This is a genomic window from Paenibacillus sp. CAU 1782 (assembly GCF_054551715.1).
In genome coordinates this window covers 1-25,321 of sequence record NZ_JBTOLL010000024.1, presented here as the reverse complement: position 1 = coordinate 25,321, position 25,321 = coordinate 1, and the positions used below count along the sequence as shown (strand labels likewise).

Annotated in this window: 24 protein-coding genes; 6 read left to right on the top strand and 18 right to left on the bottom strand. The window is 49.0% G+C overall.

Annotation, left to right across the window (positions count from 1 at the left end):
• Positions 1 to 56: 56 nt before the first annotated feature.
• Positions 57 to 1,343 carry a magnesium transporter CorA family protein gene (locus tag ACX93W_RS25480; protein WP_459395188.1) on the top strand — a complete coding sequence of 429 codons (1,287 nt, stop codon included), beginning with the start codon at positions 57 to 59 and terminating at the stop codon, positions 1,341 to 1,343.
• 38 nt (positions 1,344 to 1,381) lie between these two features.
• Here the strand turns inward: ACX93W_RS25480 and ACX93W_RS25475 are convergent, their stop codons facing one another.
• Positions 1,382 to 2,446 carry a Gfo/Idh/MocA family protein gene (locus ACX93W_RS25475; RefSeq protein WP_459395187.1) on the bottom strand — a complete coding sequence of 355 codons (1,065 nt, stop codon included), beginning with the start codon at positions 2,444 to 2,446 and terminating at the stop codon, positions 1,382 to 1,384.
• An 87-nt stretch (positions 2,447 to 2,533) separates the two neighbouring features.
• On the opposite strand from ACX93W_RS25475, the gene ACX93W_RS25470 reads away from it, so the two are divergent.
• A complete protein-coding gene (locus ACX93W_RS25470; RefSeq protein ID WP_459395186.1) occupies positions 2,534 to 3,352 on the top strand; it encodes a lipase family protein in 819 nt (272 codons plus the stop codon).
• 149 nt (positions 3,353 to 3,501) lie between these two features.
• Here the strand turns inward: ACX93W_RS25470 and ACX93W_RS25465 are convergent, their stop codons facing one another.
• The 9 genes from ACX93W_RS25465 to ACX93W_RS25425 form a co-directional block, all read right to left on the bottom strand.
• Positions 3,502 to 5,256 carry a type 2 periplasmic-binding domain-containing protein gene (locus ACX93W_RS25465; RefSeq protein WP_459395185.1) on the bottom strand — a complete coding sequence of 585 codons (1,755 nt, stop codon included), beginning with the start codon at positions 5,254 to 5,256 and terminating at the stop codon, positions 3,502 to 3,504.
• A gap of 12 nt (positions 5,257 to 5,268) precedes the next feature.
• A complete protein-coding gene (locus tag ACX93W_RS25460; RefSeq protein WP_459395184.1) occupies positions 5,269 to 6,822 on the bottom strand; it encodes a response regulator in 1,554 nt (517 codons plus the stop codon).
• Positions 6,823 to 6,829: 7 nt separating this feature from the next.
• The gene (locus ACX93W_RS25455; RefSeq protein ID WP_459395183.1) at positions 6,830 to 8,614 is read right to left on the bottom strand and encodes a sensor histidine kinase; all 1,785 of its coding nucleotides are present in this window, start codon (positions 8,612 to 8,614) and stop codon (positions 6,830 to 6,832) included.
• Between the two features lie 120 nt (positions 8,615 to 8,734).
• A complete protein-coding gene (locus tag ACX93W_RS25450; RefSeq protein ID WP_459395182.1) occupies positions 8,735 to 10,510 on the bottom strand; it encodes an extracellular solute-binding protein in 1,776 nt (591 codons plus the stop codon).
• Positions 10,511 to 10,673: 163 nt separating this feature from the next.
• Positions 10,674 to 11,564: a carbohydrate ABC transporter permease gene (locus ACX93W_RS25445; protein ID WP_459395181.1), complete on the bottom strand. Its 891-nt coding sequence runs from the start codon at positions 11,562 to 11,564 to the stop codon at positions 10,674 to 10,676.
• 18 nt (positions 11,565 to 11,582) lie between these two features.
• A complete protein-coding gene (locus ACX93W_RS25440) occupies positions 11,583 to 12,545 on the bottom strand; it encodes an ABC transporter permease (RefSeq protein ID WP_459395180.1) in 963 nt (320 codons plus the stop codon).
• 206 nt (positions 12,546 to 12,751) lie between these two features.
• The gene (gene trhA, locus ACX93W_RS25435) at positions 12,752 to 13,396 is read right to left on the bottom strand and encodes a PAQR family membrane homeostasis protein TrhA (RefSeq protein WP_459395179.1); all 645 of its coding nucleotides are present in this window, start codon (positions 13,394 to 13,396) and stop codon (positions 12,752 to 12,754) included.
• 98 nt (positions 13,397 to 13,494) lie between these two features.
• Positions 13,495 to 14,187 (bottom strand): hypothetical protein, encoded by a 693-nt coding sequence (locus tag ACX93W_RS25430; RefSeq protein WP_459395178.1) that lies wholly within the window; start codon positions 14,185 to 14,187, stop codon positions 13,495 to 13,497.
• A 166-nt stretch (positions 14,188 to 14,353) separates the two neighbouring features.
• The gene (locus tag ACX93W_RS25425; protein WP_459395177.1) at positions 14,354 to 15,757 is read right to left on the bottom strand and encodes an MFS transporter; all 1,404 of its coding nucleotides are present in this window, start codon (positions 15,755 to 15,757) and stop codon (positions 14,354 to 14,356) included.
• A 202-nt stretch (positions 15,758 to 15,959) separates the two neighbouring features.
• Here ACX93W_RS25425 and ACX93W_RS25420 point away from each other — a divergent pair, with 202 nt between their 5' ends.
• On the top strand, positions 15,960 to 16,274 hold the full coding sequence (locus ACX93W_RS25420; RefSeq protein WP_459395176.1) for an ArsR/SmtB family transcription factor: 315 nt from the start codon (positions 15,960 to 15,962) through the stop codon (positions 16,272 to 16,274).
• Between the two features lie 66 nt (positions 16,275 to 16,340).
• Here the strand turns inward: ACX93W_RS25420 and ACX93W_RS25415 are convergent, their stop codons facing one another.
• The 4 genes from ACX93W_RS25415 to ACX93W_RS25400 all read right to left on the bottom strand — a co-directional run bounded on the left by ACX93W_RS25415 (position 16,341) and on the right by ACX93W_RS25400 (position 18,622).
• Positions 16,341 to 16,556, bottom strand: coding sequence for a hypothetical protein (locus ACX93W_RS25415; RefSeq protein WP_459395175.1), 216 nt, complete (start codon positions 16,554 to 16,556; stop codon positions 16,341 to 16,343).
• A gap of 14 nt (positions 16,557 to 16,570) precedes the next feature.
• On the bottom strand, positions 16,571 to 17,530 hold the full coding sequence (locus ACX93W_RS25410; RefSeq protein WP_459395174.1) for a TRM11 family SAM-dependent methyltransferase: 960 nt from the start codon (positions 17,528 to 17,530) through the stop codon (positions 16,571 to 16,573).
• Positions 17,531 to 17,541: 11 nt separating this feature from the next.
• Positions 17,542 to 17,919, bottom strand: coding sequence for a LapA family protein (locus tag ACX93W_RS25405; protein ID WP_459395173.1), 378 nt, complete (start codon positions 17,917 to 17,919; stop codon positions 17,542 to 17,544).
• Positions 17,920 to 18,052: 133 nt separating this feature from the next.
• Positions 18,053 to 18,622, bottom strand: a complete 570-nt coding sequence (locus ACX93W_RS25400) for a hypothetical protein (RefSeq protein ID WP_459395172.1) — start codon at positions 18,620 to 18,622, stop codon at positions 18,053 to 18,055.
• Between the two features lie 346 nt (positions 18,623 to 18,968).
• Between ACX93W_RS25400 and ACX93W_RS25395 the strand changes: the two genes are divergently transcribed.
• Together ACX93W_RS25395 and ACX93W_RS25390 are read left to right on the top strand one after the other, a co-directional pair.
• Positions 18,969 to 19,955: a hypothetical protein gene (locus tag ACX93W_RS25395; RefSeq protein ID WP_459395171.1), complete on the top strand. Its 987-nt coding sequence runs from the start codon at positions 18,969 to 18,971 to the stop codon at positions 19,953 to 19,955.
• Positions 19,956 to 20,062: 107 nt separating this feature from the next.
• Entirely contained in the window at positions 20,063 to 20,299 is a 237-nt protein-coding gene (locus ACX93W_RS25390; RefSeq protein WP_459395170.1) for an NHLP leader peptide family RiPP precursor, read from the top strand.
• A 135-nt stretch (positions 20,300 to 20,434) separates the two neighbouring features.
• Here the strand turns inward: ACX93W_RS25390 and ACX93W_RS25385 are convergent, their stop codons facing one another.
• The 4 genes from ACX93W_RS25385 to ACX93W_RS25370 all read right to left on the bottom strand — a co-directional run bounded on the left by ACX93W_RS25385 (position 20,435) and on the right by ACX93W_RS25370 (position 24,568).
• Positions 20,435 to 22,348: an ATP-binding protein gene (locus ACX93W_RS25385; protein ID WP_459395169.1), complete on the bottom strand. Its 1,914-nt coding sequence runs from the start codon at positions 22,346 to 22,348 to the stop codon at positions 20,435 to 20,437.
• Positions 22,349 to 22,597: 249 nt separating this feature from the next.
• Positions 22,598 to 23,326 (bottom strand): hypothetical protein, encoded by a 729-nt coding sequence (locus tag ACX93W_RS25380; RefSeq protein WP_459395168.1) that lies wholly within the window; start codon positions 23,324 to 23,326, stop codon positions 22,598 to 22,600.
• Positions 23,323 to 24,204 carry an ATP-binding cassette domain-containing protein gene (locus ACX93W_RS25375; protein WP_459395167.1) on the bottom strand — a complete coding sequence of 294 codons (882 nt, stop codon included), beginning with the start codon at positions 24,202 to 24,204 and terminating at the stop codon, positions 23,323 to 23,325. The genes ACX93W_RS25380 and ACX93W_RS25375 overlap by 4 nt, the downstream gene beginning before the upstream one ends.
• A complete protein-coding gene (locus ACX93W_RS25370; RefSeq protein WP_459395166.1) occupies positions 24,194 to 24,568 on the bottom strand; it encodes a GntR family transcriptional regulator in 375 nt (124 codons plus the stop codon). The genes ACX93W_RS25375 and ACX93W_RS25370 overlap by 11 nt, the downstream gene beginning before the upstream one ends.
• A gap of 53 nt (positions 24,569 to 24,621) precedes the next feature.
• Here ACX93W_RS25370 and ACX93W_RS25365 point away from each other — a divergent pair, with 53 nt between their 5' ends.
• Positions 24,622 to 24,966: a hypothetical protein gene (locus tag ACX93W_RS25365; RefSeq protein WP_459395165.1), complete on the top strand. Its 345-nt coding sequence runs from the start codon at positions 24,622 to 24,624 to the stop codon at positions 24,964 to 24,966.
• Positions 24,967 to 25,321: the final 355 nt, after the last annotated feature.

Genomic DNA, 25,321 nt, shown 5'->3' with positions numbered 1-25,321 from the left:
ATAGGGTTCAATGTATGATGGAGAATAAGCGGAATTTTGGATAAAGGAGACGGACGATGATTCATCGGTTGCTTCGTTACAACGCGGGATGGGAGTGGCGCGTCCTGCAGCTTTCTTCGGGACAAAACGCCGCCGGACAACCTCTTCCCAGCCGGAAGACGGGGCAGCCGTCCAGAGAACGTTATCCTGCAGCCGGTTTTGCGGGCAAAGCGCAAGAGGAAACTTCAGGGCTGGAAGAGCAATTGCTGGAGTTGAAAATGGGCCTCCCATCGTGCAGCGCCTGGGTCGACGAATGCCGGAGCAGGGTGACCAATCATATATCAGTGGAGCATACGGAGGGAATCGGCGCCGTATTATGCGGCACTTTGATGATTCAGATTTCGGAGGATGAGCATGATTTGCTGCCGTTCCACTTCTGGATTTCGCGCACAACCCTCATCACGCTTCATACCGAGCTGCGTCTGCCATTGCGTTTGCAAAGCGGTTCGCATGGAGCGAAGCTTGAAGAATGTGGCAGCGCCCCCGAAGCTTTTTTCATTATGATCGGCGTTATATTGGAAACGTTCCATGCAGGCCTGGACGGCTTCGAACGTCGGCTGGGCGAGTTGGAGTCTACCATGCGGCGGAGCAACCGGACGGGCTTGCTGGATACCATCTTCGAGCGCAGGTTCGACCTTCTTCATTGGAGCCATTTGTTCATTCCCATCAGGGAGGTGCACGGAGCGGCCAAGGAAGCGTTTATGGAGCATCTTCTGGAGCGGGAAGCCTTTCAACGCATGAACCACAAGCTGGAGCGAATCGAATCGCTGCTGAAGCATTATGCTCTGGAAATCGATACGCTGATATCGATGGACGATGCCATCTCCAGCTTCAGAGGCAACGATATTATGAAAACCTTGACCATTTTTACTGTCCTGTTCCTGCCTGCAACCATTGCGGGCGCGTTATGGGGCGTCAATTTTGAATGGCTGCCCTGGAAAGAACGGGATTGGGGCTTCACGGTTATGATGTCGGGCATCGCCGTTATCACAATCGGCATTTATATCTGGCTTTGGCGAAAAGGCTGGACTGGCGACCTGCTCAATAAAAGCAGGAATTCCGGCGGGGACATTTTTTTAGGTGATTCGGACAAAACTCCATCCAGACGAAGAAGCGCAATGCTGCAAAGCAAAAAAAACAGAGGCGCCTCGGTATCACGATCAGGCGAAATGAACACCTGGAGCGTCATTCAGGAGTCCTCGAGACTTGCAACCAATCGGTACGGCAGCGGTAAAAAGGACGGGGCCGTTACCTTGTCAAAATCAGAGACGGCGTCGGGGTTGTCCCGCAGCCGCAAAAAATAGCCTGCGCTTGATGGCGCAGGCTATTTTTTTGTCTATGGCTATCCCAGCAGCACTACCGGCTTGCCGGTTAATGCCGACTGATTCGCCGCCATCGTTACCTGATGGGTCTTCCATGCATCACTGTAGGTGGAAGCGATCAGCGATGGATCTCCTGTTCTGACGGCATGAAGAAAAGCCGCATTTTCAGCGTCGTACGGGTTGGTGGCATTGGCGTATTCCGTGCGCACGCCCGACGCAATATCCGTCAAGCCGCCATGTCCCAGCTCAAGCACGCCTTTATCGGTGTATAAGTGAAGCCCGCTGCGATCGCCGGCCGAAATTGCGCACGTATTGCTGATCGTCGCAATAACGCCGGATTCCAGCTTCAGAACAACGCTGCCTACATCTGGCACCGTAACATCGTTTTCCTTCTCAGCCATGACACGGCTGCCATAGGCGGCGTATACCTCTTTTACTTCTCCAGCCACATACCGCAGCAAATCGACGATATGTGTTGTTTGCTCCACGAATTGTCCGCCCGACCCTGCCATGGACCGCCACCAGCTTACGCCAGGCATGCCGCCCATCCAATATCCCAGCGCCATGGCGAGCTGGCGGTCGCCAAGCAATTCCTTGGCCCGCCGCGTTCCGTCCATATAACGGAAATGATACCCTACGGAAGTGATCAATCCGCTCCCGGACACGGCTTCCAATATAGTCGATGGCGTATCAAGATCAACGCCGATTGGTTTCTCTACCAGGAAGGGAATGCCCCTTTCCGCCAATGACAGCTCCATGCTTCCATGGGCAAACGGCGGGACACAGATATATACGGCATCCAACTTAACAGAATCCAGCATATCCGTCAGGGAAGCAAAACCGCGCGCCCCATTAAATTTAGACGCAGCCGCTTCCGCTTTTTGAAGACTGGTAGCCGTAAAAGCCGCAACCTCCACGCCTTCCAGCTTGGACAGCTTCTCAGCATGCATCATGCCAAACCAGCCTGTTCCCGCTATTCCGATTTTTAAAGTCAACGTAACAACCGCCTTTCGTTTTGGATCATTATAAAAGAAAGCGGTTGCGCTTGTCCATGAAAAACGCCAAATCGGCCAAGCTCCCCGCATTTGCCGACACTCCGCATCTGTTCCCCGCATATGATACAGCAATAATCGCCGTCCCTTTTTGGACGCTGCGGACGGAGGGATGCCCTGATGAATACAAGCAGACTTCAAGCAAGGCAAGAAAAACCGGATTACGGAACGGCTATTTTTCTGGCTGCTGTTTGTGGACAAACCTATTTGCAATATTCCAACAAAGGGGAAGAGGGTTTGTTCCTTGTGCCGCGAACCTATCGGCTGGTGGGGAGCTTTACCGCCAGCTCTTACGAGAGCCGCCCGGAGCTGTTCGGGTTTGTTATCGAGTCGGATTGCTGCATCGTGCTTGCATTTCGCGGCACGGGCTCGGCCGTAGACTGGATCTCGGATTTTATCGCCCAGCAAACGCCTTACCGCCCCGTCAAAGGTTCAGGACAAACTCATAAAGGCTTCACCGATATTTATATGTCCGCCCGCGACGAAATCATGGGCCTTCTGTCCGGCTTGTCGCCCGACAAAGCCTTGTTTATTACCGGACACAGCCTTGGCGGCGCGTTAGCCACCTTGTCGGCGTTGGATATCGCCGTCAATACGGCGTGGAAATCCCCTGTCGTGTATACCTTTGCCGCTCCCCGCGTCGGCGATCCCGCCTTTGTAAAAGCTTACAATTATGTCGTTCCGACTCACTTCCGCTTTCAAAACGAATTCGATATGGTCCCCCATCTCCCGCCCATTCTGTATACCTCGCCGCAAACCAAACGGACGTATTACTACATGCATGTAAAAGGAGAGGTCATGCGCTCCTTCCGGATGGGGACGGTTGCAGGCAATCATATTTTACCCAATTATTTTGCCAACCTCATTTCGGAAGAGCCCGCCACAGCAGAAGCGATTTGCAGCGATCCGCCGGGATGGTGCCCCTTGCCAGAAACCTAAGAAGTTGTTCAAAAAGTCCACTTCTAGCTGGGGGGGGGCTAGGCCGCCTTGAGGAAGCTTCTTCACATTGCAGTTGTTTCCAGATTTTTTCTCCGGAACCATCCTCAATTTGTCCTGCTACTGCCGGTTTCTTAGTTGAGCTTATAATACTACTGCCCATCAATAAACCCTTTTTTCTCGAGGTCAAGCAAATGATTGAGGTACATGGCTCGCTCCACCTTTCGCGCGCCCGCCGAATCCATCATTTCGATAAATGCCCCGTACACTTTATCAAACTCTTCATCCGATGACGCCATAATCAAATGAATGATCGACTTGTTCCACAAGTCCTTGATATTCGCGTTAATGACACCTTCCGGCGACGAAACGGACGGCTCCAGATTTCCCATCCCCAATGCGTAATCGTCATACGTGAAACGAGACAGCTTCATGGAGGCATTGTATTCATCGGGACGAGACAAAATCATCTCCCTGAGCTCCGCTTTAAAAAACATCGGGCTTCCATTCCAAAGCAAAGTAGAAGCGCCAAAGCCGTATTGGCTCAGCCAGGCCATATAATCGCTATTCATTAAATCGCGGACTTCCGGTACATACTGCGGCAGTCCGTTTACCATCTCATACGTTTCGCCTTCCGCTCCATAGAGAAAATCAAGCTGTCCTTCATCCGACAAGGCATATTCTACAAATGAAATAATCCGTTTGGGGTCCTCCGCCTGTTTCGTAATAAAAAAGCCTTGCCCGCCAAGAAGGCGCGATGCCGGATAACGAGGTTTCTGTTCTCCGGCCGACACTCCATCAAGCACTAGATAGGTCTTCTCTTGTCCGAGCGAGCTTGCGATTATGGGGTTAAACTGGGTGTACATGCCCGTCATGATTTGCGATGCCACGCCATATTCGGCAAGGTACATCCCTGCCTCGTATTGCGTCTGCTTGGCTATAAGGAATTTGGGATCCAACAGCCCCTCCCGGTACAAGCCATTCAAATAACGGAACGCCTCGATAAAACCTTCAATGCGCATCGGGTAAAGCAACTCCTGCCGGTCATCTGAAATGCGTTCCTCCGACAAATAAGGAGCAAACGAATAGATCAAATAATCTAGCGAGTTGCTTCCGGCAAAGCCGTTTTGAGCAACGTCGAAATAATCAAGCGCAAGCGGATAGCGGACAAAGTCCTGTTGCTTGATCTCGGCAAGCACATTTTTCAAATCCTGGACCGTTTCTATCTTGGGCTTGCCAAGCTCCTCGTACAGATCACGCCGAATAAACCAGGGTCGAATCGGGACAAGCGGTTTTCCATCTGTCAAGCGGCTTTCGCGTTCATACAAATTCGGCAAATACCAGAGCTTTCCGTTTACGCTGTGATATTGAACCATTTCCGGGTCAAGCATCTGCCATAGCTTGGGCGCGTAGGCATTGATCAACTCGTCTATGGAATAAACCAGACCTCCGTCGATCAGCTTGGCGGCAGCCGGACTGCTCCAATCCAGCATAATGGTGTCCGGCAGCTCGCCGTTAATGTTCAAATAGTCCTCGTCGTTGCCTACAGCCAGCTTTCGGTTGATTCGCACCCCAGTCTTTTCCTCGATTCGCTTCATTGCGTATTGCCCGTTCCAGAAGTAATGATTAGCCCAATTGCCATAGACGTATTGGGTAAATTGAAAGGGAGAAGTATCCTCCATCCAGGCCGGGCTCACATTTTCCGGAGGGGCCCAGCCCGTTTCCATCATGGGATATTTCATACCGCTTGAATCATTTGTTGACATGTCGCGGTCATCCTGCCCTGTCTCCTGATTGGCATTCCGCTGTTTTACCGCATCAGAAGACAACCTGTCACAGCCTGAAAAAAGCATCATTGCGATCAGCATCAACAGCGCTGCATATCCCGTTAATCCCTTTCCGCTCATCCGCCGCTCCCCTTACCGACGCTGCATCAGCTCTTGATATTCGCCAGGCGTCATACCGTGCTTTTGCTTGAATAGAGTGCAAAAATAAGACTGATTGGACATCCCGATATGTCCGGCGATATCCGAAACCTTTCGCTTCGTTTGGCGAAGCAGCTCCTCTGCCTTGCGCATGCGGACATCCATAATATATTGATGAACCGTAATGCCTGTCGCTTTTTTGAACACAACGCCCAAATGATTGGATGAGAGGAACAGCTCGCCGGACAGCATGCTTAAGGAAAGTTTAGCGGAGCCGTACGTTTCTTCAATCAGCTTCACGGCTCTTTCTACAATGTAATCATCCTTGCGGTTTCGTTTCCGATCCAGTCTCTGAATTAATGCACTAATATATTTGGTCAACAGGCTGTGCAGCTCATCCAGGCTCTCTATCTCGTAAAGAGATTTGCCATCCATCCTCCCGGTCGCCGCCACCCCCTCCTCACGCAGCCGGCCATCCTCCAGCAAGGCGAGTTCATTAAGCAGCCCGTTAAAAACCATCGTAATATAGGCTTTGTCAGCGCCGGAATGTCGCCTTAGCAGCCCAAACATCATTTCCACTGTATCATGCGCTTCCCGCTCCCGAAGGCTGAGAATATGCTGCCGGAGCTTTTGGCACAATTCTCCCCATTCCGTGCGAAATTGAGATATGGCGTCTCGCCAGCGCAAAGTCTCCTCCATAAAGCTGCTTGGCTTCACAATGCCCCATTGCCCGTACAAAATGCTGTGCTCAGCCGTCTCCAGCGCCTCGCGGTAGGCTTCGCCAAGCCGTTCAAGACCAGCTGCCGGCTCTCCGCTGACAACAATCACGCGTGGCGGATTCCCGCTGCCGGAGAGCAGGGATGCGGGATCCCATAGGTCCGCGTTCACCTGCAAGGGCAGCACCAAGGCCCAGCGGACAGGATTTTTACCGCAAGGAACGACATAACAGGATGCCGGAAGGCGCGACTTCAACTTGGCCAGATCCTCATGTTCGCTTGGAACGGCTATCGAAACGACATAGCGTGGAGCGGCGAACAAGGGGTCTAGCGCCAGAAGCTCGGCTAAAACATTATCCCGATCCCCCCTTTCTTCCAGCAGGTCGAGAAGCAGCTTCTCCGCCGCTAATCTGCCTCCGGCCTGCAAACGCCGCTCTCTTGCGCGCTGATTCTTTAATTGGCGGCAATCGTCCGCAACACGAAGGACAGAAACGCGTAGACTGTCTTCCTCAAGCGGCTTCAGCACATAGTCGTTTGCGTTTAGCGTAATGGCTTCTCGCGTATAATGAAAATCGCTGTAGCCGGTCAAAACAATGATGCCCGCGTCCGGCAGCGTTTCCCTGATTCGCTTGGACATCTCCAATCCGTTTGAGCCAGGCATGCGAATATCCGTAATGATAATATCGGGCTGGAGCTGCAGCGCTTTTTCGTAACCGTCCACGCCATCAACCGCCGTCCCGGCAATTACAATGCCAAGCTCGCTCCAGTCCCAAAGCTCGACCAGTCCCTCTCTCTCCCAGCGCTCATCTTCCACTATCAGCATGGATAACATATTGCCTTCACTCCCTTGGCAGCGTAATGGTTATCACCGTTCCGGAGCCGGATGTGCTTGAGACCTCGAATGAGGCCCGATCTCCGTAGTAGCCATTTAAGCGTTCCATAATATTTTTAATCGCATAGCCGCTCCCGCTCGTTTGCTGAACCTGGCCATTCATAATCGCCTCAATGCGTTCCGTTTCCATGCCGATTCCGTCATCCGCTACTTTCAGGATCACGGAGTCCCCTTGGCCGTCCAAGGCAGCGGTAACTGTAATAACGCCGGGAACCCTCTTGGGCTCTATCCCATGCGTCAACGCATTTTCCACAAGCGGCTGCAATATATTTTTGGGAATCCAAAATCGAAGAGCATGTTCGTCAATCTGAAAGTGAATATCAAAGAGACCTTCAAACCGAAACTTTTGAATATCGGCATACGCCCGCACCATCTCCAGCTCGTCCTGTACTAAAATGGACGATTTCCCCTTGTTCAGCACCAGACGGTAAAACTTGGCAAGCGAGTTGGATAAGTAAACGACCTCTTTGGAATTGGCTTTGCGGCCTACCCAGGCGAGCGTCGCAAGCGTATTGTACAGAAAGTGGGGATTAACCTGGGACTCCAGCGCCCGAAGCTCGGCTTCCTTTTCCAAAACACGGGTTTTGTAAACGGTTTCAACCAAATCGTGAATACGGCTCGTCATCAGATTGAAATTCAGCGACATTTGCGCAAATTCATCGCGGGACACCACCGGAACCGATACATTCAAATTGCCTTCACGAACAGCTTTCATGGCACTGAGCAGCACCTTCATTCTTCGCAGCAGCGCCCTTGTAATCAGATAAACGATTACGCCTATTAGCAGCATCGCGATCAGCAGCACGCCAAAAAACCGTTGCTGGGACTCCTTCATGCCGGATATAAAAGGCATAATCGGGAATACGCCAACCATGCGCAGCTCCGGGCTTCCAAGCGGCATCACAATGATAATAGATCGTGTATCCCCTACATCCATCACCCCGTTGAATTCGCCCTCCGGCAAATTGGCAAGCCCCATCGCCCGCAGCGATTCCGTCTTGTTCCATGTCTCGCTCCCCATCTCCGATACGACTCGCCCTTCTACATCAACAATGTAGATATTGCCTGAATAAGGCGCCTCGGGATTACGGATCGCTTCAAAAAAAACGTTCCGTTCCACCTCGATTTCGATCATTCCCACAACATCCGTGTAGTTGCTTGAGAAAATTTTCCGGTTGAAGGAAAACACCTGGGCCTGGTAGTCTGAACCCGGCATTTCAATTAGAGTCTGCTCTTTATGCAGCCCTTGCCAGCTGGAGACCGCCCGGGGATCGTTAATAAACGGCGCATAGCGCAAATTGGCAGACAATCGGGTCATATGGTAGAAGCCGTCGTACATCTCCGGTATGGTGCTGTTAGCCATATAGATGCGTATGGAATGAATATATGTATTTTGGCGCATCAAATTGGCCAGGATGGGCGAGATTGTATCCCGGTATTCCTCCAATTGGTACGGGACCTGGAGAAACGTATTTTCAAGAAAATTCTGTACCTTTGGATCAAAAGCAATGATTTCTGACAGGTTCTGCACCATAACGGCCTTTTGCAGGATGTTGTTTTTCATTTGAAGGACATTTTGATTCATTAATATTTTTCCTTGCCCGATCGCCGCCCGTGAAGCCTGCTGATAGAGAATAAGGCCCATGACCGACATCGAAGCCGTAAGTATGACCAGAAAGGTCAACACAAACTTGGAGGTGACGCTCAAATTCCAGTTTATTGGCAGACGCACGCGGTAACACCCCATCTGTTTGCATGTCGTACCTTCCCTTATTTTAGCATGGATTCTACATCGCTTGACAACTGCAAAATCCCGTCCCGACAATTGCCGGAACGGGAAAGACGTTATGCATCAATTATTAGCAAAAACCGTTTTTGTTGCCAGATCGACTTCATAGTTGACAACATCCTCGTAGCCCAGTCCATTGGCCTTTTGAATCAGCTGATCCTTTAACTTATTGTACTCATCCTCATTTTTGGCAAAAATCATTTTCCATGAATACTCCTTGACCACTTTTCCGATCTCGCTAATATTTTGCTGAATATCAGCCGGAGGAGTGGCAGGCGCCGAGCCGGTAAAGACAACCTTCTGCACTGCGATCAAATCATTATTGACCATATAATCCTTCGCCGTGGAAGCGCCCATTGCTTCGCGCCAGCTCTTCGTTACCGGATCGGGATCATGGTTCAATACGGACTCCCATAGATTGTAATCGTAAGGCTCCCCGGTTTCAGGGTTCGTAAGCGAGTTTCTTAAGGTCGTATTATTAATTTGGTTAATACCGTCTTTAAATGTTCCGCCGCCATATTCCGCCGGCACCGGCTCGGTATTGGCCGGAAGCGCCTTGTAGCCATATTCAGTGACAAACGGCTTGCCGTTTGCGTCGATATCCCATGCCAGGCCTTGCGGGCCGTAGCTGGATTCCATTATGCCTTGCGGGGTAAACAGCCAATTTATAAATTCCAGGATGCGCCCCGGATCTTTCGCTTTGGAGCCGATTGCCCACACGCGATTGCCTCCGTACGGATTCAAGCCGTAGGACATAATCTTTTCTTCCTTGAACGGCACCAGCATAAAGCCTTTGCCCGCCGCCGTATTTTCCGGCGTATTGTACACATTGCTAAGCCAAGGGAAATGCGAGAAGAAAACCTGGCCGTCCTGAAATTTGTTGGATACATCGGAAAACTTCTGCGTCAGAGAATCCGGATCCATCAATCCCGCCTGATTTGCGTCAAAATAAAACTTCAATCCTTTAAAATAATAGCCGTTTTCATCCAAAATGCCTTGCCACTCGTCGGAGTTGACCGAAGTCAGAATCAGACCCGCAGGGTTAAAGCCGTCTCCCTCCTGGTAGCCGTACAATTGGCCGATAACCTTGGCCAGCGTCATATAGTTGCCATCCCAGTCGGACCAGAGCGACAAGCCGTACGTCGGGCGACCGGAGTCGCTTTTTGGCTCAAGCTCCTTCATTTGCTTCAAAATATCCAGGTAGTCGTCAAGCGTGTTGATTTCCGGGCTGCCCAGCCGCTGATACAGATCCCAGCGCAAGTTTGGTCCAAACGTCATATCCGCGCCTTCGGAAGGACCATCGCCGATGCCGATATCATGCCCGATGCCGTATACCGCGGTTCCTCCGCCAAACTGCTCCTTGTTTGCTTCAATCGCCTGATTCGCATTTTTCAAAATATCAGGGCCGTACGTATTCAGCAAATCATTCTGATTCCAGTCCAGTAAAAGACCGGCTTTAATGGCGTCCTGATAGTCCTCGCCGTTGCTTCCGAATACGACCAGGTCGCCCATATCGCCGGATGCCATCATCGTGGCGATTTTCTGCTGGCCGCCGGCCAGATTGGAAGCGATAATATTCAGCTTGATATTGAATTTGTCCTTGATCATCTTCGCGAACCAGCCCGGCTGCTCGCCGGCATAATTGGCAAGCATAGAAAATACGGTGATCGTCAGTTCCTCTTTCGGCGCGTCGGTCGGAGAAGTGCCGTCGCCTTCGGATGTGGATGTTGCCGTGCCCGTTGGTTTTGAATTTCCGTTAGCGTTGCCGCTGCAAGCCGTAATGACAAGCGCAAAGCAAATCACCAAAGCAAGCGCAGACCACTTTTTTCCTACTATCATGGTAAGTACCCCTTTCTGAATGTTGTTGCTGAGTACAATCCTTGTGCAAAATAAACCGGGTGTCCAGACCAGCGTCGAGTTGCGTTAAACTGGCCTGTGTTTGCTGCTTCACCTCCCGTAACAGTTTCACATCGCGGCGGGCAGATTGCTATAAATTCGGCGCTTACCCCTTGACCGCGCCAATCATAATGCCTTTTACAAAGAAGCGCTGGAAAAATGGATACACAAGAAGAATCGGCGTTACAACAACCATGGAAACCGTTGTTCGTATAGATGTTGGCGTAGCCATATTGGTCAAATCGATATTGACCGCACCGCTTGTTTGCCGCATAAGCTGCGCAAGCGACGTTGCTTCATTCATATAGCGGTACAAAATAAATTGCAGAGAAAATAATTTTTGATTCGTAACCAAAAACAAGGTGTCCGTAAACGAATTCCATTGACCAACCGCGGCAAATATCGAAATTGTCGCCAAAATCGGCATACTGAGCGGCAAAATGATTTTGGTAAAGATGACCCAATAGCCGGCCCCGTCAATCTGGGCCGATTCCTGCAGAGCAACAGGCGTCGACTCAATAAAGGTTTTGACAAGAATAATGAAAAACGGCGATACGATAGCGGGCAAAATATAGACCAGAAAGTTGTTGACCAATCCCAGATTAAGCATGGTCAAATACCAGGGAATAAGTCCGGCGTTGAAATACATCGTAATGATGAGAAAGCGATACCAAAACTTTCGTCCCCACATTTCGTTTTTGGTGAACAAATAGCCAAGAAACGCTGATGAAAATACGGTCAGAGCCGTCCCGATGACTGTTCTTGACAGCGAAACCACCGCGGCCAGCCCAAGACCCGGCAGCTTGAACACATTGGCATAGTTCGTGAGATGAATATCAAGCGGATAAAACAGGACAAGCCCGCGGCTGCTCAAATCATTATTGCTGATCGTATTAATAAACAAATAATAAAACGGAAACACGCAAATCAGCGTAAACAGCACAAACCAAGCGTAATTAAGCACTTGAAAAGCGTTTAGCCGTTCTCTCTTCTCCATAAAGCTTCTCCCCTCTATTTAGATGATGCTTTCTCCGCGGAATAGTCTGGACAAGCTATTGGCAACAAAGAGAAGAACGATGCTGACAACCGATTTCAATAAGCTGACTGCGGTAGAAAACGAAAAATTGGAATTCATCATGCCAATGTTGTAAACGTACAAGTCCAGCACTTCAATCCGCGACAAATTGATCGCATTCTGGAACACATAAAACTGCTCAAAGCCGTTGTTGATGAAATTGGCGATCGACAGGAGCAGCAGCACAAAGAAGGTTGGCATAATGCCCGGTACGGTTACGTGCCACATCAGCCGGAAACGCCCCGCGCCATCGACGCGCGCCGCCTCATACAGCTCCTGATCAATTCCGGCAATTGCGGCGATATACATAATGGCGCTCCAGCCCAACGTCTTCCAGATGCTCCATAACGTCATTGCAAGCCATGTATTGCTATCCGAGGCGAGTATGTTAAGCGGTCTCTCAATCCACCCCAAGCCCATCAGCAAATTGTTCAGGAAACCGTTATCCACCGAAAACAGCATAAAAGCAAACGAATATACCAGTACCCAGCTAATAAAGTTTGGCAGCGTTGTGAGCGTTTGCACCATTCGCTTGAAAAAAGTGCTCCTTATCTCCGTCAGAAAAATCGCAAACGCCACCGGAAGCACCGAAGTCAACAGGCTTAGTCCGCTCATAGCAAAGGTGTTGGTCATGACGCGAATAATTTCCTGGCGGCGAACAGCGCTTGAAAACATGGATGTAAACCAATGAAATCCCATGAATTCGCTATCCTTGAGCGGTATGCCAGGCCGATAATCATAGAAAGAATAAATCCATCCATAAAGCGGCAAGTATGAAAAAACGAAGGCCAACGCCAAAAATGGAAGCGCCATCAAAAACAGCTTGTACTTGTTTCTTATCCATGATGCTTTGCCCAACGGAGCTCCGTGGCGGGCCGTTTGTTTTGTTGCAATGTTGTTCATCTTGGTCCCCCTTTGTAACATCGACAACTTTATTATAGAAATGGAACAGGGGTTCCGAAATATTAAATAACCATTCCGATATCAAAAATCAACGGAATTTATGGCCAGAGAACAAAAAAGCAGCCCTTCTCATCTCTGAAGGGCTGCTTGCGCTCTATTACAAAATTGGTTATTAAGTTTGCAGAAAACGGTAACGACTGTTCTCCTCAAGCCGGTAAAATGTACAGCAATATCGCAAAAAAGTGGACGATGGAGCCGCCAAGTACAAACATATGCCATACGGCATGATGATACGGGAAGCTTCGCCACATGTAAAAGACGGTTCCGACCGTATAGATTAATCCGCCTCCGACCAGAAGCCTCAATCCTCCCGGCGCAAGCTGCTCAGTAAGCGGTCCCCAGGCGAATACGATAATCCAGCCCATCGCTATGTACACGATAGTGGAGGTAAACAGAAAACGCGATGCAAAGAAGGATTTGAAAATAACCCCCGCTACCGCGCAGCCCCATACGATTCCGAATAGAACCCATCCTAGCGCACCCTGCACAAGATGGAACAAGATCGGGGTATACGTACCCGCGATGAACACGTATATAAAGGAATGGTCCAGCGACTCAAAAACCCGCTTGGCTTTCCCCGGCGGAAAGCTGTGAACCAGCGTCGAAGCGACATAGAGCAGCAGCATTGCCGTTCCGTAAATGGAAAAGCTGACGACATGCCATGCCGTACCTTTCATAGCAGAAAAAACAACAAGCAGAACAAGCCCAGCAATACTGAGCAGCACCCCGATGCCATGGGTAATAGCATTGGCGATTTCTTCGCCTTTGGAGTACGTGTGCGTATTGGCCATAACAATCATCTCCCGAGATATTCGACGCTGGCCATGACGCTAGTCATGCCCCGTAATGGAAAGCGGACTTTTTGAACAACCTCTTATAGTCTAAAGCATTATAGCCATCCTTTCAACCACCCCTGCACACGCTCCATCGTTTTGTCAAGATTGCAGCGTGATTCCGTATCCAGAAAAGGCTCCGTATGGCGGAAGTAATCCGCATGCCCGCCGATTGTAGGAATGCCCTCCATATACCCCGGCGCGTATTTGAAGGAATTCCATACCGGCACTACGCCCCGGCTAAGAATCCAGCCGCCCCAAGTACCGATAAAGCTAATGGGATCACTGGTTTTTCCGCTGCCGTCAACCGAATGGAAGTAGCTTACTTTATTTTGCAAACGCGGCTCAATCGGCGTTTTAGGAGAACCGATCTGCACGACGCGAAAATTATTCAAGCCTTCCTGCTCCAGCAGCCTTGCTGCCTGATAAGCGGCGGCTCCGCCTCCGCTGTGACCGATCAGCAGCACCTGCTCGCTGCCTCCCAGCGTTTGCTTGATTTCCCTTGCCGCCTGGCGCCCGCCGACCCGTTCGCCCTTTGAACCCCCGTACAAGTCGCTTCTGACCTCAAGCACTTGCTTAACCAGATTTCGGCTGTAATCGCCATAGGGAAACAAAACCTGGACTTTGCCCTGCCGGCCATCCTGCTCTAGCTGGTCCTCCAGCATTTTTTTGCATGCGGTAAAACAGCTGTTGGCCGTTTTGACGCCAGCCAGCAAATAAACATTGATAGTGCTCGGTTTGACCGTCATGGAGAACCCCTCCCAAAGCCATTCATAATGGTGTACCTTCATTATGCGGGAAAGTCATGCAAATCATTCCCCGATCAGGATGTCAGATCCCGCCACAAAAAAATTTGCGTTTTTGCGGAGAGACAAGTTTCTTTACAAGGACATCCGGGCTTATTCAGGTTATATCCTATTCAGATTGACCGGCGTTTGCCATTGTTGCAGCCAGGCCAATTTTATTTTTTCGGGCGCTGTACAAAAAAGCGCATAAGTTAGCTAAAATCGCCACTCCCGCAAGTCCCCAGAACAAATTGGCAAATGCCTGCCCAAGCGGAATGTTATGCTGCCATTCCAGCGCGCTGGAAACGATGGCAATGCTGAAAGCTCCGGCAAAAAATTGCATCAGCTGGAACAAGCCGGTTCCAGAGCCAATTTGGCTTTTGGGCAAAATACGTGAAATTTCATTAGACACGCTGCTGCCAATCATGGCGAATGCAAGATTCATCATCATATACACAAGAATATCGGCAACCCAGAACCGGGTGCCCAGTAAGGCAAATAAAACAACGGAAGCCAGAATCATGACGGGAGCCAGCCGCAGAATTCCGCCATTGCCGTATTTGTCGATAATGGAACCAATTACCCTGGAGAGAAGCATGGACAAAATCGCGCCCGGAAAGATGATAAATCCTGCCTGGCTTGCACTAAGCCCAAAATGCTTCAACAGCATTTGCGGCAGTAAAAACAAGGTAGCGAAGCTGCACAAATACGACAATACGCCTACAAAGGACAACGCAAGATAGGTTTTATCTGCAAGCAGCGAAGGCAGCACAAAAGGATGAGCCGTTTTTCGAATACGCAGCACAAAAGCCGCCAAACCCGCAATACCTATGAGAAGCGGCAGCGGATTAAAGCTGGTTAGAAACAACAGCAGACCCGCCGTACCCGCGCTGAGAGTAATGGCGCCCGGCACGTCGAAGGGACGTTTCTCGAATTTTTCCTTGGGAATTTGTCGCACCAGGATGGGGGCAATGCATAGCAATAATGCCGTGATGGCAAATAAATATTTCCATCCCATATACTGCACGACAAACCCGCCAACAACCGGTCCCAGGCCTAGTCCAAGCGATACCGAGGACATGATGACCGACATCGTTTTCCCTCTCCTGGCCAGGGGCACATAGCGGGTCAATAGGACAATCGACAACGAAATAGCCGCTCCCGCTCCCATCGCCTGCACGATGCGCGCCGCAAGAAGCAGCCAAAACTGCGTGCTGAGCATGGCTACAAGGGAAGCCGCTCCCGCAGAAACCAGGCTAATGGCAAATAACCTGCGAAGAGGAACAAAATCCGACAAGCGGCTAAAGGTAATCGAAGAAATGGCAAATACAATGGAATAACCCGTGACCGTAAGAGCTACCGTGGATGGGGGCAAATTGAAATAATGGCCCAGATCATTAAGCGCCAGATTAAACATGGCCGTATTCATAATGACAAGAACAACGGAAATGCCCAGCAGCAAAATGATGATGCCTTCCCGCTGGAGAAGGCTTTCTGATTCTAAGGTGTTACTTTGGCGTTGTTGTCCAGCCATCTTGCTTCATCCTTCTTTCTGTTGGTTCGATATTTCGATGATTATAGAACAATTGAAATATACCATCTTTTCGTTTACTATTCAATTAGGGCGTGTCTGAAAACTCCGCAGGGAGCAGACATTGCCGAATTTTTGTTCCATGCAAGCCCTCAGACACGCTCTAACCCGATGAATATTCCTCCGGAAAGAAAGGAGAGGCTTTATGGTTATGCTGCATCATCCCGAACGCGAAGCCATCCAACTGGCCTCTGTCTTATATGCATTAAGCGATCCCGTTCGCTTAAAAATTGCCGTTGAAATTCACAATAACGGTGAACAGTCTTGCGGTTGTTTTCATACTTCCGTAGCAAAGTCCACTTTGTCGCATCATATACGCATTCTTCGCGAAGCCGGCATCGTCCGCACGCGGCCTCAAGGCACCATGCGTCTGATTTCATTGCGGTCGCAAGATTTGCAGGAGCGGTTTCCCGGCTTGCTGGACTCCATCCTGAAAGCGTATGTGGAGGAGGAAAAATAAGGCGCGTGCCGTATAATCGGCACGCGCCTTATTGTTACTGACCCGCTTCTGTCTTCGGAGCAGTTATTATACACCCATTTTTTTGCGCTGATTGTTGACCTTTTTGGTGTTCTGGCTTTTTAATTCCTGAGTACCGGTCGAAAAATGCTGCTGGCCCTGCTTGCCGCCGTTCCCCTGCTTTTTTTGCGCAAGCAATTGCTTGGCCCGTTCCGCTTGAGTCAGCTTCTTAGGCTCGGCAACTTCGTTTTGTTCTTTTTCGGACATGGAATCACCTTCCTTCATGCATTGAATCTCCTTTATTCTACTACACTTGCATAACGTATAAAAGAGCCTTTCCTCATACAGCCTCGGTTAATCAGCTTAAGCCCGCTTTTTTCCAACGCTTGGCCGATATCTGTCGTTGTGACGATAACCGCTCTGTCTGCAAGTCGTTTGACAGCCCTCAGCATGTCCAGCTGATCTTCCGAAGCCAGCACGGAACACAGATTATAGGGCATATCTACAATTGCCGCATGATACCTTCCTTCAAGCTGCCTCAAGTCCCCAATACGGACAAGGTCCTCGTCATAACCAAAATGGCGCAGATTAACGCGCGCGCCGCGAACAGCCAGAGGATTAAGATCAAATCCGGCTGCTTTTATCCCCATAGACAACGCTTCGATCAGCACCGTGCCCATACCGCAGCAAGGATCCAGGAACGTCGCATCGGCCGGAGCTTCTCCTGCGGCGATGTTCACAAGCGCTCGGGCCATTCGGGTTGGCAGCGCCGTGGAATAATTTTGCGGCTTGCTGGCGTGCGTAAGCCATACAGCTTCATTATCAAGACAGGGGCCAAACAACCATTGTCCCTGCCAGCGCATGAGCCCAAGAGTTACTTCGGGGGAACGCATATCCGCCTTGCCTTGCACCGCCCCGCCAGCCAGCCTTTCCAGCTCTCTTCGCTCCTCGTAGCCGTAAAGCCCGTCGCCCTCCGTATAATGAACTTTGAACGTAGCGCCGCTCAAATGATAATCCCTGATTCGGCCCGCCAGTTCCTCCATGGACTCCGCTTGGACTGCAACTTCTATTTTTCGCTTTAAAAATGGACTTCTTCCGGGGTCTATTCCACGCGCGGTTTGTCCATTAACCGCTACAACCTGCGGGCCGCCCGGCACTTCGCGCCAGCCTCCGAACAACGTCTCGAGCTCAAGCGCGCAAAGCTCCGCTTCGTCTTCATGCCTGGCATACGTATAGACATGGGATATCTTTTCCATCATGTCTCCATCCGCTATTTGACTTCGTCGGTTGCATGGCTTGCATGTGCCGCGTCTTCAGCATCAGCTTCGCTATCGGACAAAGTAGATTTGCCGCTTGCAAATGCGGACTTTCCAAAATCCGCTTGAAATGGCTCGGATGCCGCTTCCAGCTCGGCTGTCCGTTTTTCCAGCGTCTTGACTGTCCGCTGCAGTCGAAAAATTTTGACCATACCAAACGATCCTACAGTCAATCCGCCAAGCAGCGTCGAAACCAATATAACTAAAATAAGCGGCGTATTCGTTTTGGCAAATAAAAAGTTAACCTCAACCGAACTTACATTAATGACCGCAAATATCGCAATAACCAGAGCAAACGCAAATGCGGATATCAGCACGCCTTGACTTTTCATCTGTAATCCCTCCAAGTAGTTATAGGCCATATATCCTAAGATTCTCACAAAATGCCCATCTCGTCCAGCTAAATCCTGCCACAAAGAGCGCCATAAAGAAAAAAAAGAAGACCGTCTAATGGGGTCTTCTCATTCAGGCAGTTCGGTACGAGCTTGCTGTAGCCGGCAACTGGTCAAATCCGGTATAAGCGTGCAGTCTTCCGGCATAAACCAGCTCCAGACGGCAGGTTTGCTGCAAATCTCCCGGAGTAACAAGCAACGGCGATTTGTCCACCAGCTCCATGCCGCTGCGCTTAAACAACGTAGCTACAAATTGAGAGCAGAAGTAAGCGTATTTGCGCTCCCATTCGATGTTAAACACAACGCCTAACATGCCGATCAAGTTGTATTTATATAACTCCTGATTTTGTTCAAAATGCCTGACTTGGGCTTTCAAACTTCCGTAAACGTTCTGGTCGACCTTAATGCGATACAGCGCACACATGGAATCATCAAAAAACGAACCTCGCACATCTTCTCTTACAAAACCTGCGAAAAAGGGATTGCTGGGATTTTTTCGGCCGAAGCTGTATACTTCGTTCAAATCGCTATCAAACGCTATGGAGGCGTGGTTCAGCGGATCTTTAGTAAATCTTCTAATTATTTTGGTCAAGACAGTACCGGTATCGGTCAACAAAATATAGACCTCTTTATCATTACTCATTCCTGATTACCTCCACATTAAAGGACTCTCTTGTTATATTTACTTTAATGCAGGAGAAGCAATTGAATAACCTGCTGAGGTAATAGATGATTCCCCGACCTTGGTCCAGTTTCTCTGTATTGGCTGTTTACGGGCGCCACGGTTATCCGCATGTTGGCAGTAGTCACAACCATTTTACTGGATTTTTAACATTTACTCAATATAGGCGCACAAAAGATTTTCACTAATATATTGCATCTTTTTACATTTTTTGCGACATGCGACTTTTTACATGCTATAGTAAAAGATAGGGCTGCAGACGCAGTCCTGACACAGACGCTTAGCCGCGTCGACAGGAGGCAACGCCATGTTGTGGTATACCATGCACAAGCCGAAGCTGGCGGAAATCTATGAAACGGCCAAACGCCACATTTCGGATTTTCCCGCTCCGCTGGACAGCTATGGTCTTCGTTATGCCGAGTTGTTCAATCCCGTCGCCCACGAGGAAGGCAGAGACTACATCTGTACCTTGCTGCCATTCTGGCTCAAGGAGGATACGAGCATTACGGAGACGCAATGTGCAGAGCTGGCGCTTGCCAATATTTATGGCATGTTGTACTACTTTATTCAAGACGATCTAATGGACGGCAAAGTTGCAGAAGAGGGGCAAAAGGAGCAATTTGCTTTGGGCAATCTGCTCTACCTTGGCATGCTGCGTTGTTTTCGGCGTTTGTTTCACTCCGAAAGCATGTTTTGGGATTTTCACGACAAATATGCGGAACAATGGGCAGACAGCGTTGTGAATGAAGCTCGCGACAATTACTTCGTTACCGACATCATACGAACATCCGGCAAAGCGGCCCCGCTCAAAATAACGGTGGTTGGCGCCTGCCTGCTAGGGGGATGCCCCGAGCGTATTTCCGCTCTGGAGCAAGCCGTAGACCTTGCGCTGACGACGCTGCAAATGCTGGATGACTGGAACGATTGGCGGGAGGATCTGCACGACGGCAATTATAACGGGCTCCTTGCTCTGATCGCGTCCCGGCATCCCCTATCATCGGAAACTGCCCGAGCCCGGGAAACCTCCGCAGTCTGGCATCCTCCCACTTTGAAGGAAGCCGAAACCGCCATATACATCAAGGACTGCATGAGCGCCTTTGCAGATTACGGGGAACGAAACCATGCCCTCTTACTGGGCATTAAACGGCCGCCTTGCGAGTTGATCTCTTTTCACTTATATATGTGCGATACGCTAAGAGCTGTCGCGAAGGATCTCTGGTCCCGGAAACAAATAGCTTTGAGCGGGGGCATTAATAGGCTTTACGCCTTAAATAAGGGACCCGAACAACCCTGACATATGATCTATCATTTGCCCTTTATAGTAAAAAAGTAGTAGAAATTGTATAGTAAACATGCTACACTTGTCTGGTAATCTCATACATATCTGAAAGGGTGATGGTGATGGCCAGCCAACAAGAACTTCAGAATCAAATTATTGAAAAAGCATGGGCAGATGAGGAATTCAAGAAAAAACTCATTGCTGATCCAAAAGCCGCGCTTAAAGAAGCATTCGATTTGGATATTCCCGCGGATATCAACGTTGAAGTTCTTGAGGAAACTGCAGATACCTATTATTTGGTGCTCCCGCAAAGCCCTTCGGCTAGCAAAAACCAAGTTATGGGCCCTCGTTGGCTTTAATCGCGCTGTTTTATTTTCCAAATAATCAGATATGCCCCATCATGAATAACAACATACAGATATAAAAATAACCTATCAATCCCACCTTTTAATCTAGTGGTTTCGAAGGTTATTTTTTATATCCATATACTGTCCCTAGCTACTGATGGGAAGCCGCAAGCTTACCTCGGTCCCAACTCCCTTTTTGCTGCTAATGACAATGTCTCCTTGCATCGCCTCGATTATCCGATACGTTACCATCAGTCCCAAGCCTGTTCCTTTTGACTTCTTGGAATAATAAGGCTCGCCAAGACGTTTAAGATCCTGCTCGTCGATTCCTTCTCCGTTATCCTTAATGGTAATCATCAAGTAGTTCGGTTCTTGAGCCCTGTTAGCCTTAATGAGGACAAATCCATCCTCTCGAAGCGCCTCTATACTATTTTTAATAATATTAATAAGCGCCTGCTTGAACTTCGACGTATTTCCTTTTACAAACAAGTCCTCTTCGACGGAAAGCTGGATGACGCCGCCTTGCATCGTTGCAAACGGCATCAGGATAGCTTCGATTTGCTGAAGCTCCTGAGCCAAATTCAGTCTGGTGACTTCGCCAAGATCCGGTTTGGCAAATGTCAGAAAGTCCGTAATAATTTCTGCTGCGCGATCCAGCTCGTCAATGGCCAGCTTAGTGTAATTCTTCGATTTCTCTTCCGTTGATTTGTCTCTTAATATTTGAAGAAAACCTCGGGTTACCTGCAGAGGATTTCGAACCTCATGGGCAATCGATGCCGCCAAGTGTGAAATCATCTCAATTTTTTCCGAACGCTGCAGCTCGTTGTTGAATACTTCCAGCTGCTTGGAGTATTGAAGCGCTGTTTCGTAGTTTCTCATTATCCGTCGAACCAGCATAATAATGAGGGAAGCAAGGAAAAAGATAATGCCGTATTTCCAAAACATCATGGCATACAATTCATCGGATATAAAATACCATAACATCTCAACCAACGTAATAAGCGTAAAGCTTCCCAGACCAATGGCCATAATATAAGCTTCTTTATAATTCTTTTTGCAATAATAGATTAAAGAACCAATCAGAATGACATTCCCGACAATGACCTCGAAACCCAGAAAAAGCATGCTGATGGACGTATAGATATCTCTGAACGGCTCCCATGCTATGCTGACAAGCATCAAAAACAAGGAAGCAAACATCATGATCAATAAATATCGATTGAATTTTGACAATAAGGAGTAAGGTCCCTTACCGAAAATCTTCTCAAAAAAAATGAGCAGCGAAGGGATCAGAATTGCTGATGCTACATCAAAAGCGTAATACATAAAATTTCCAAGCTCGGGGTAATACTTGTCAAAAAAAGTAGAATAACTCAGAATCATCACGCCAATAGACAGCATGACCAAAAACAGAGATACCCACCCCGGCAAAAAAGCACGATTCAGAAAAATAACGCTCAAAAGCATAAAAGAAGAAATAATGACAAGCGAAGAGCCAATGACGACGTCGGTAATATCGCCCCGCATACCTGATTTAATCATATCGTCGTGGTTGTCGATTACAACCGGAGATTGCATACCGATACGCATGGTTTGGCTTTTCAGCTGTATATAAACGCTTTCTCCTTCTTCGGCGCTAAAGAGCGGGACCATAATCGTGTTACGGTCATAAACATAGTTCCGATGGACCTCGTATACTTTTGCAGAATCGATAAAGATTACGACGTCCTGGGCTAACATATTTTTTAATTCCATTGACGGACGCATTTGAGACAATTCCGGCAGATTAAAGCGTATCCATGCGGAGGTTATGTTGGGCGGTACGACGGGATAATCTCCGTCTGCCGACACCATAAACCATTCCCCGGCATCACCAAGCTCGATAATCTCTTCAATTCCCAGCTCCATGCCTGGAACTTCCCATATCATCTGCCATTCCGTTATGGTCGTTTCGTTCGTTGCGTTCGCTGCAAAGGTCAGTTGGGCTCCGGGCGCCAAGATTAATATCAAAGATATGCCTAAAGTCAAAACAGCCATCAGCGTTTTCTGTACTATGGTCATCCCAACACCTCTAAGCAAAACATATGCAATATTCATGGATTTGCAGCTGACAGCGCTTGACTTTTTTCGACGCGGTTCGGCAAATATTCCCTATTTCTATTTTGGGGGATGCAGGGCAGAATATCAACTAGCAAATAAAACTATTTTTTGAATTTGTTCGCTTAACCGAACAATTAACCACAAAAAAACCTCTATCGAACTTGATCGATAAAGGTTTGATGGACGTTTCCGAGATATTCGATTTGCCACTTATTGCGCCTTGCGCTTTATTGGCACATTTTTGACTAAGTTGTAATTAAGCCCGGCAAGTAACCCATAAATCAGAATAACCAGAATGACTTGTGCAAGTATTGACTCCTGAAACCATCCCATAACGCCTTGGACAAAACCGCCTTTCGAAAAACGCTGCTCAAGAACCGCCTGCCCCATCGTCGCAAGGATATAGGCTACAACTGAAAAGAGAGTGGCAATTTGCCATTTGGAACGATAATACATCGTGCCAATTAACCATCCTGCAGTGGAAAACAGCAAAAATATGCCGATATTAACAAGCAGTCTGCTTCCCCCGACGGGAATTTCAGACAACCAAGGTTCGCCTGCGGCGGTAGCCACAAACTTGCCAACAAGCTGCCCGCACCAGAGCAGGAGCCCGCACGAGACGGTCAAAAGGAGATAACACATCATCATTCCTGCCGCAAAATGCTTTCGGGTAATGCCATTCGCAACATAGTTAGATAACATAAAAGGAGTGGAGATGATCCCGATGACCAGAAAAAAGGTGGGAGGAGAGCCCAATATGCCATCCCAGATGTCGCTTAGCAGCACAGCATCAATATTCAGCCATTTCGTAACATGAAGAAGAAGCACGGCCGCCAACATCAATGTAATAATGGATGCATAGCCAAAAAGAACGAGGTGATAGCTATTAACGGTATGTTTAAATACAATGAGCGCAGGATGTTTCCTGTTCGCCTTCATGACTTCACTCCCCCTTTCTGCGTCATGTGGACAAATAAATCCTGAATGTCCACCGGACCAAGCTCCAAGCCGTCTGCAATGGCCTTGCGGCAACGTTCCTCGCTAACCGAACCATACACCGTTACCGATTTAAGGGTACCGAGATTGCGTTCGCCAAGCACCTTCTGCCCGCTCGCAAATTCCTCTACCAGCATTGCCGGTCCCGTCACAAGCATGCCTCTGGACTTGAACGTTTCGGCGTTTTCATGGAGGAGCAACTTGCCTCCATCCACGATCAGCAACTCCTCAAACAAGGATGCAACCTCCTCGATCAAGTGCGTGGATAAAATAATGCTGCGCGGAGAAGCCATATAACTGGCCAAAAGCTCATCATAAAAGATATACCGGGACGGGGCGTCCATGCCCAAGTAGGATTCGTCAAAAATGGTTATTGGCGCTCTACTCGCCAAACCCAGCGTTACGCCAAACATCGATTTCATTCCTCGCGAAAAGGTCTGGAGCTGCTTGTTCAAGGGAATCTCATAGGTCTCTACTAATCGATTCGCGATTTCGGAATCCCAATTCGGCCAGCAATCGGCTGCAATTTTCAAGGCATCCTTTACCTTGTAGGTCTCCGACATATGGCCGTTTTCCTGAATAAAACACACTTGCGACATGATCTCGGCATTTTCAAACGGATCTTTGCCTCCAATCGCAAGCTTTCCAGATGATTGCTTGCGATACGACGCCAAAACGGATAACAGGCTGGTTTTGCCGGAGCCGTTCCGTCCCAGCAGGCCATATATCTTCCCTCCTTCCAATGTAAAGGACATCTTGTCGACCGCCGTAAAGGAGCCGTATTTGACACTCAAATCCTTCACTTCAATATCAAGCATCATGGCCTTCTCCCCCTTTCCTGCGTTCCATATAAGCGATGATATCGTTGAGTGAAATATTGATAACCTCGGCCTCCCGCAGCATGTGATCCACTACCTGTTCGAAAAAGGCTTCCCTGCGCTGCTTTAGCAAAATCCCCCGCGCGTTTGGACTTACAAACATGCCTATCCCTCTTTTCTTGTAAATAATTCCTTCCTCGGTCAGTAACTGAAACCCTTTGGCTGCTGTTGCGGGATTGATGCGGTAAAAGGAAGCATATTGATTCGTCGACATGACTTGCTCCTCTTCCTTAAGCGCGCCGCTTACGATGTCATTTTTGATTCCGTCTGCAATTTGCAAATAGATTGGACTTTTGTCATCGAACACCTCATCACCTCACTCCTTATATATCCTCTGCCGCAAGCGGCTATTGACTGGTTTTGTTGGTCTTGCCGGGCTTGCCGGGATTGCTGAGCTTGCCGGGCTTGCTGGGCTTGCCGGGCTTGCTGGGCTTGCCGGGCTTGCTGGGCTTGCTGGGCTTGCTGGGCTTGCTGGGCTTGCTGGGCTTGCTGGGCTTGCTGGGCTTGCTGGGCTTGCTGGGCTTGCCGGGCTTGCTGGGCTTGCTGGGCTTGCCGGGCTTGCTGGGCTTGCTGGGCTTGCTGGGCTTGCTGGGCTTGCTGGGCTTGCTGGGCTTGCTGGGCTTGCTGGGCTTGCTGGGCTTGCTGGGCTTGCTGGGCTTGCTGGGCTTGCTGGGCTTGCTGCTTTTAGTTGCGTTAACTGGTTAATTACTTATGTAACTAACCATATAACTTCTATTCTGCTTTGTCAATAGCTGTATGCCTTCTGAATCTGGTAAGGATGATCTGGTAACGGACATAATTGTCCGTTACAGACCAAAAAACGGAAATCTATCCATGTAACGGACATAATTGTCCGTTACATGCCTAAAACCCCAAAATTTCACGTTAATCCATGCTTTAACGGACAAATCTGTCCGTTACAAAAGAAAAATCACCAAAAAGCACTAGCCATGCAAATAACCTGACGTTACCAGCAACAAATATTACGAGATTGCTTTTTTAATCATTTGTTCAATATATTTACAGTCCGTTTTGTGGCTTAGATTCAAAAAGAAGAATG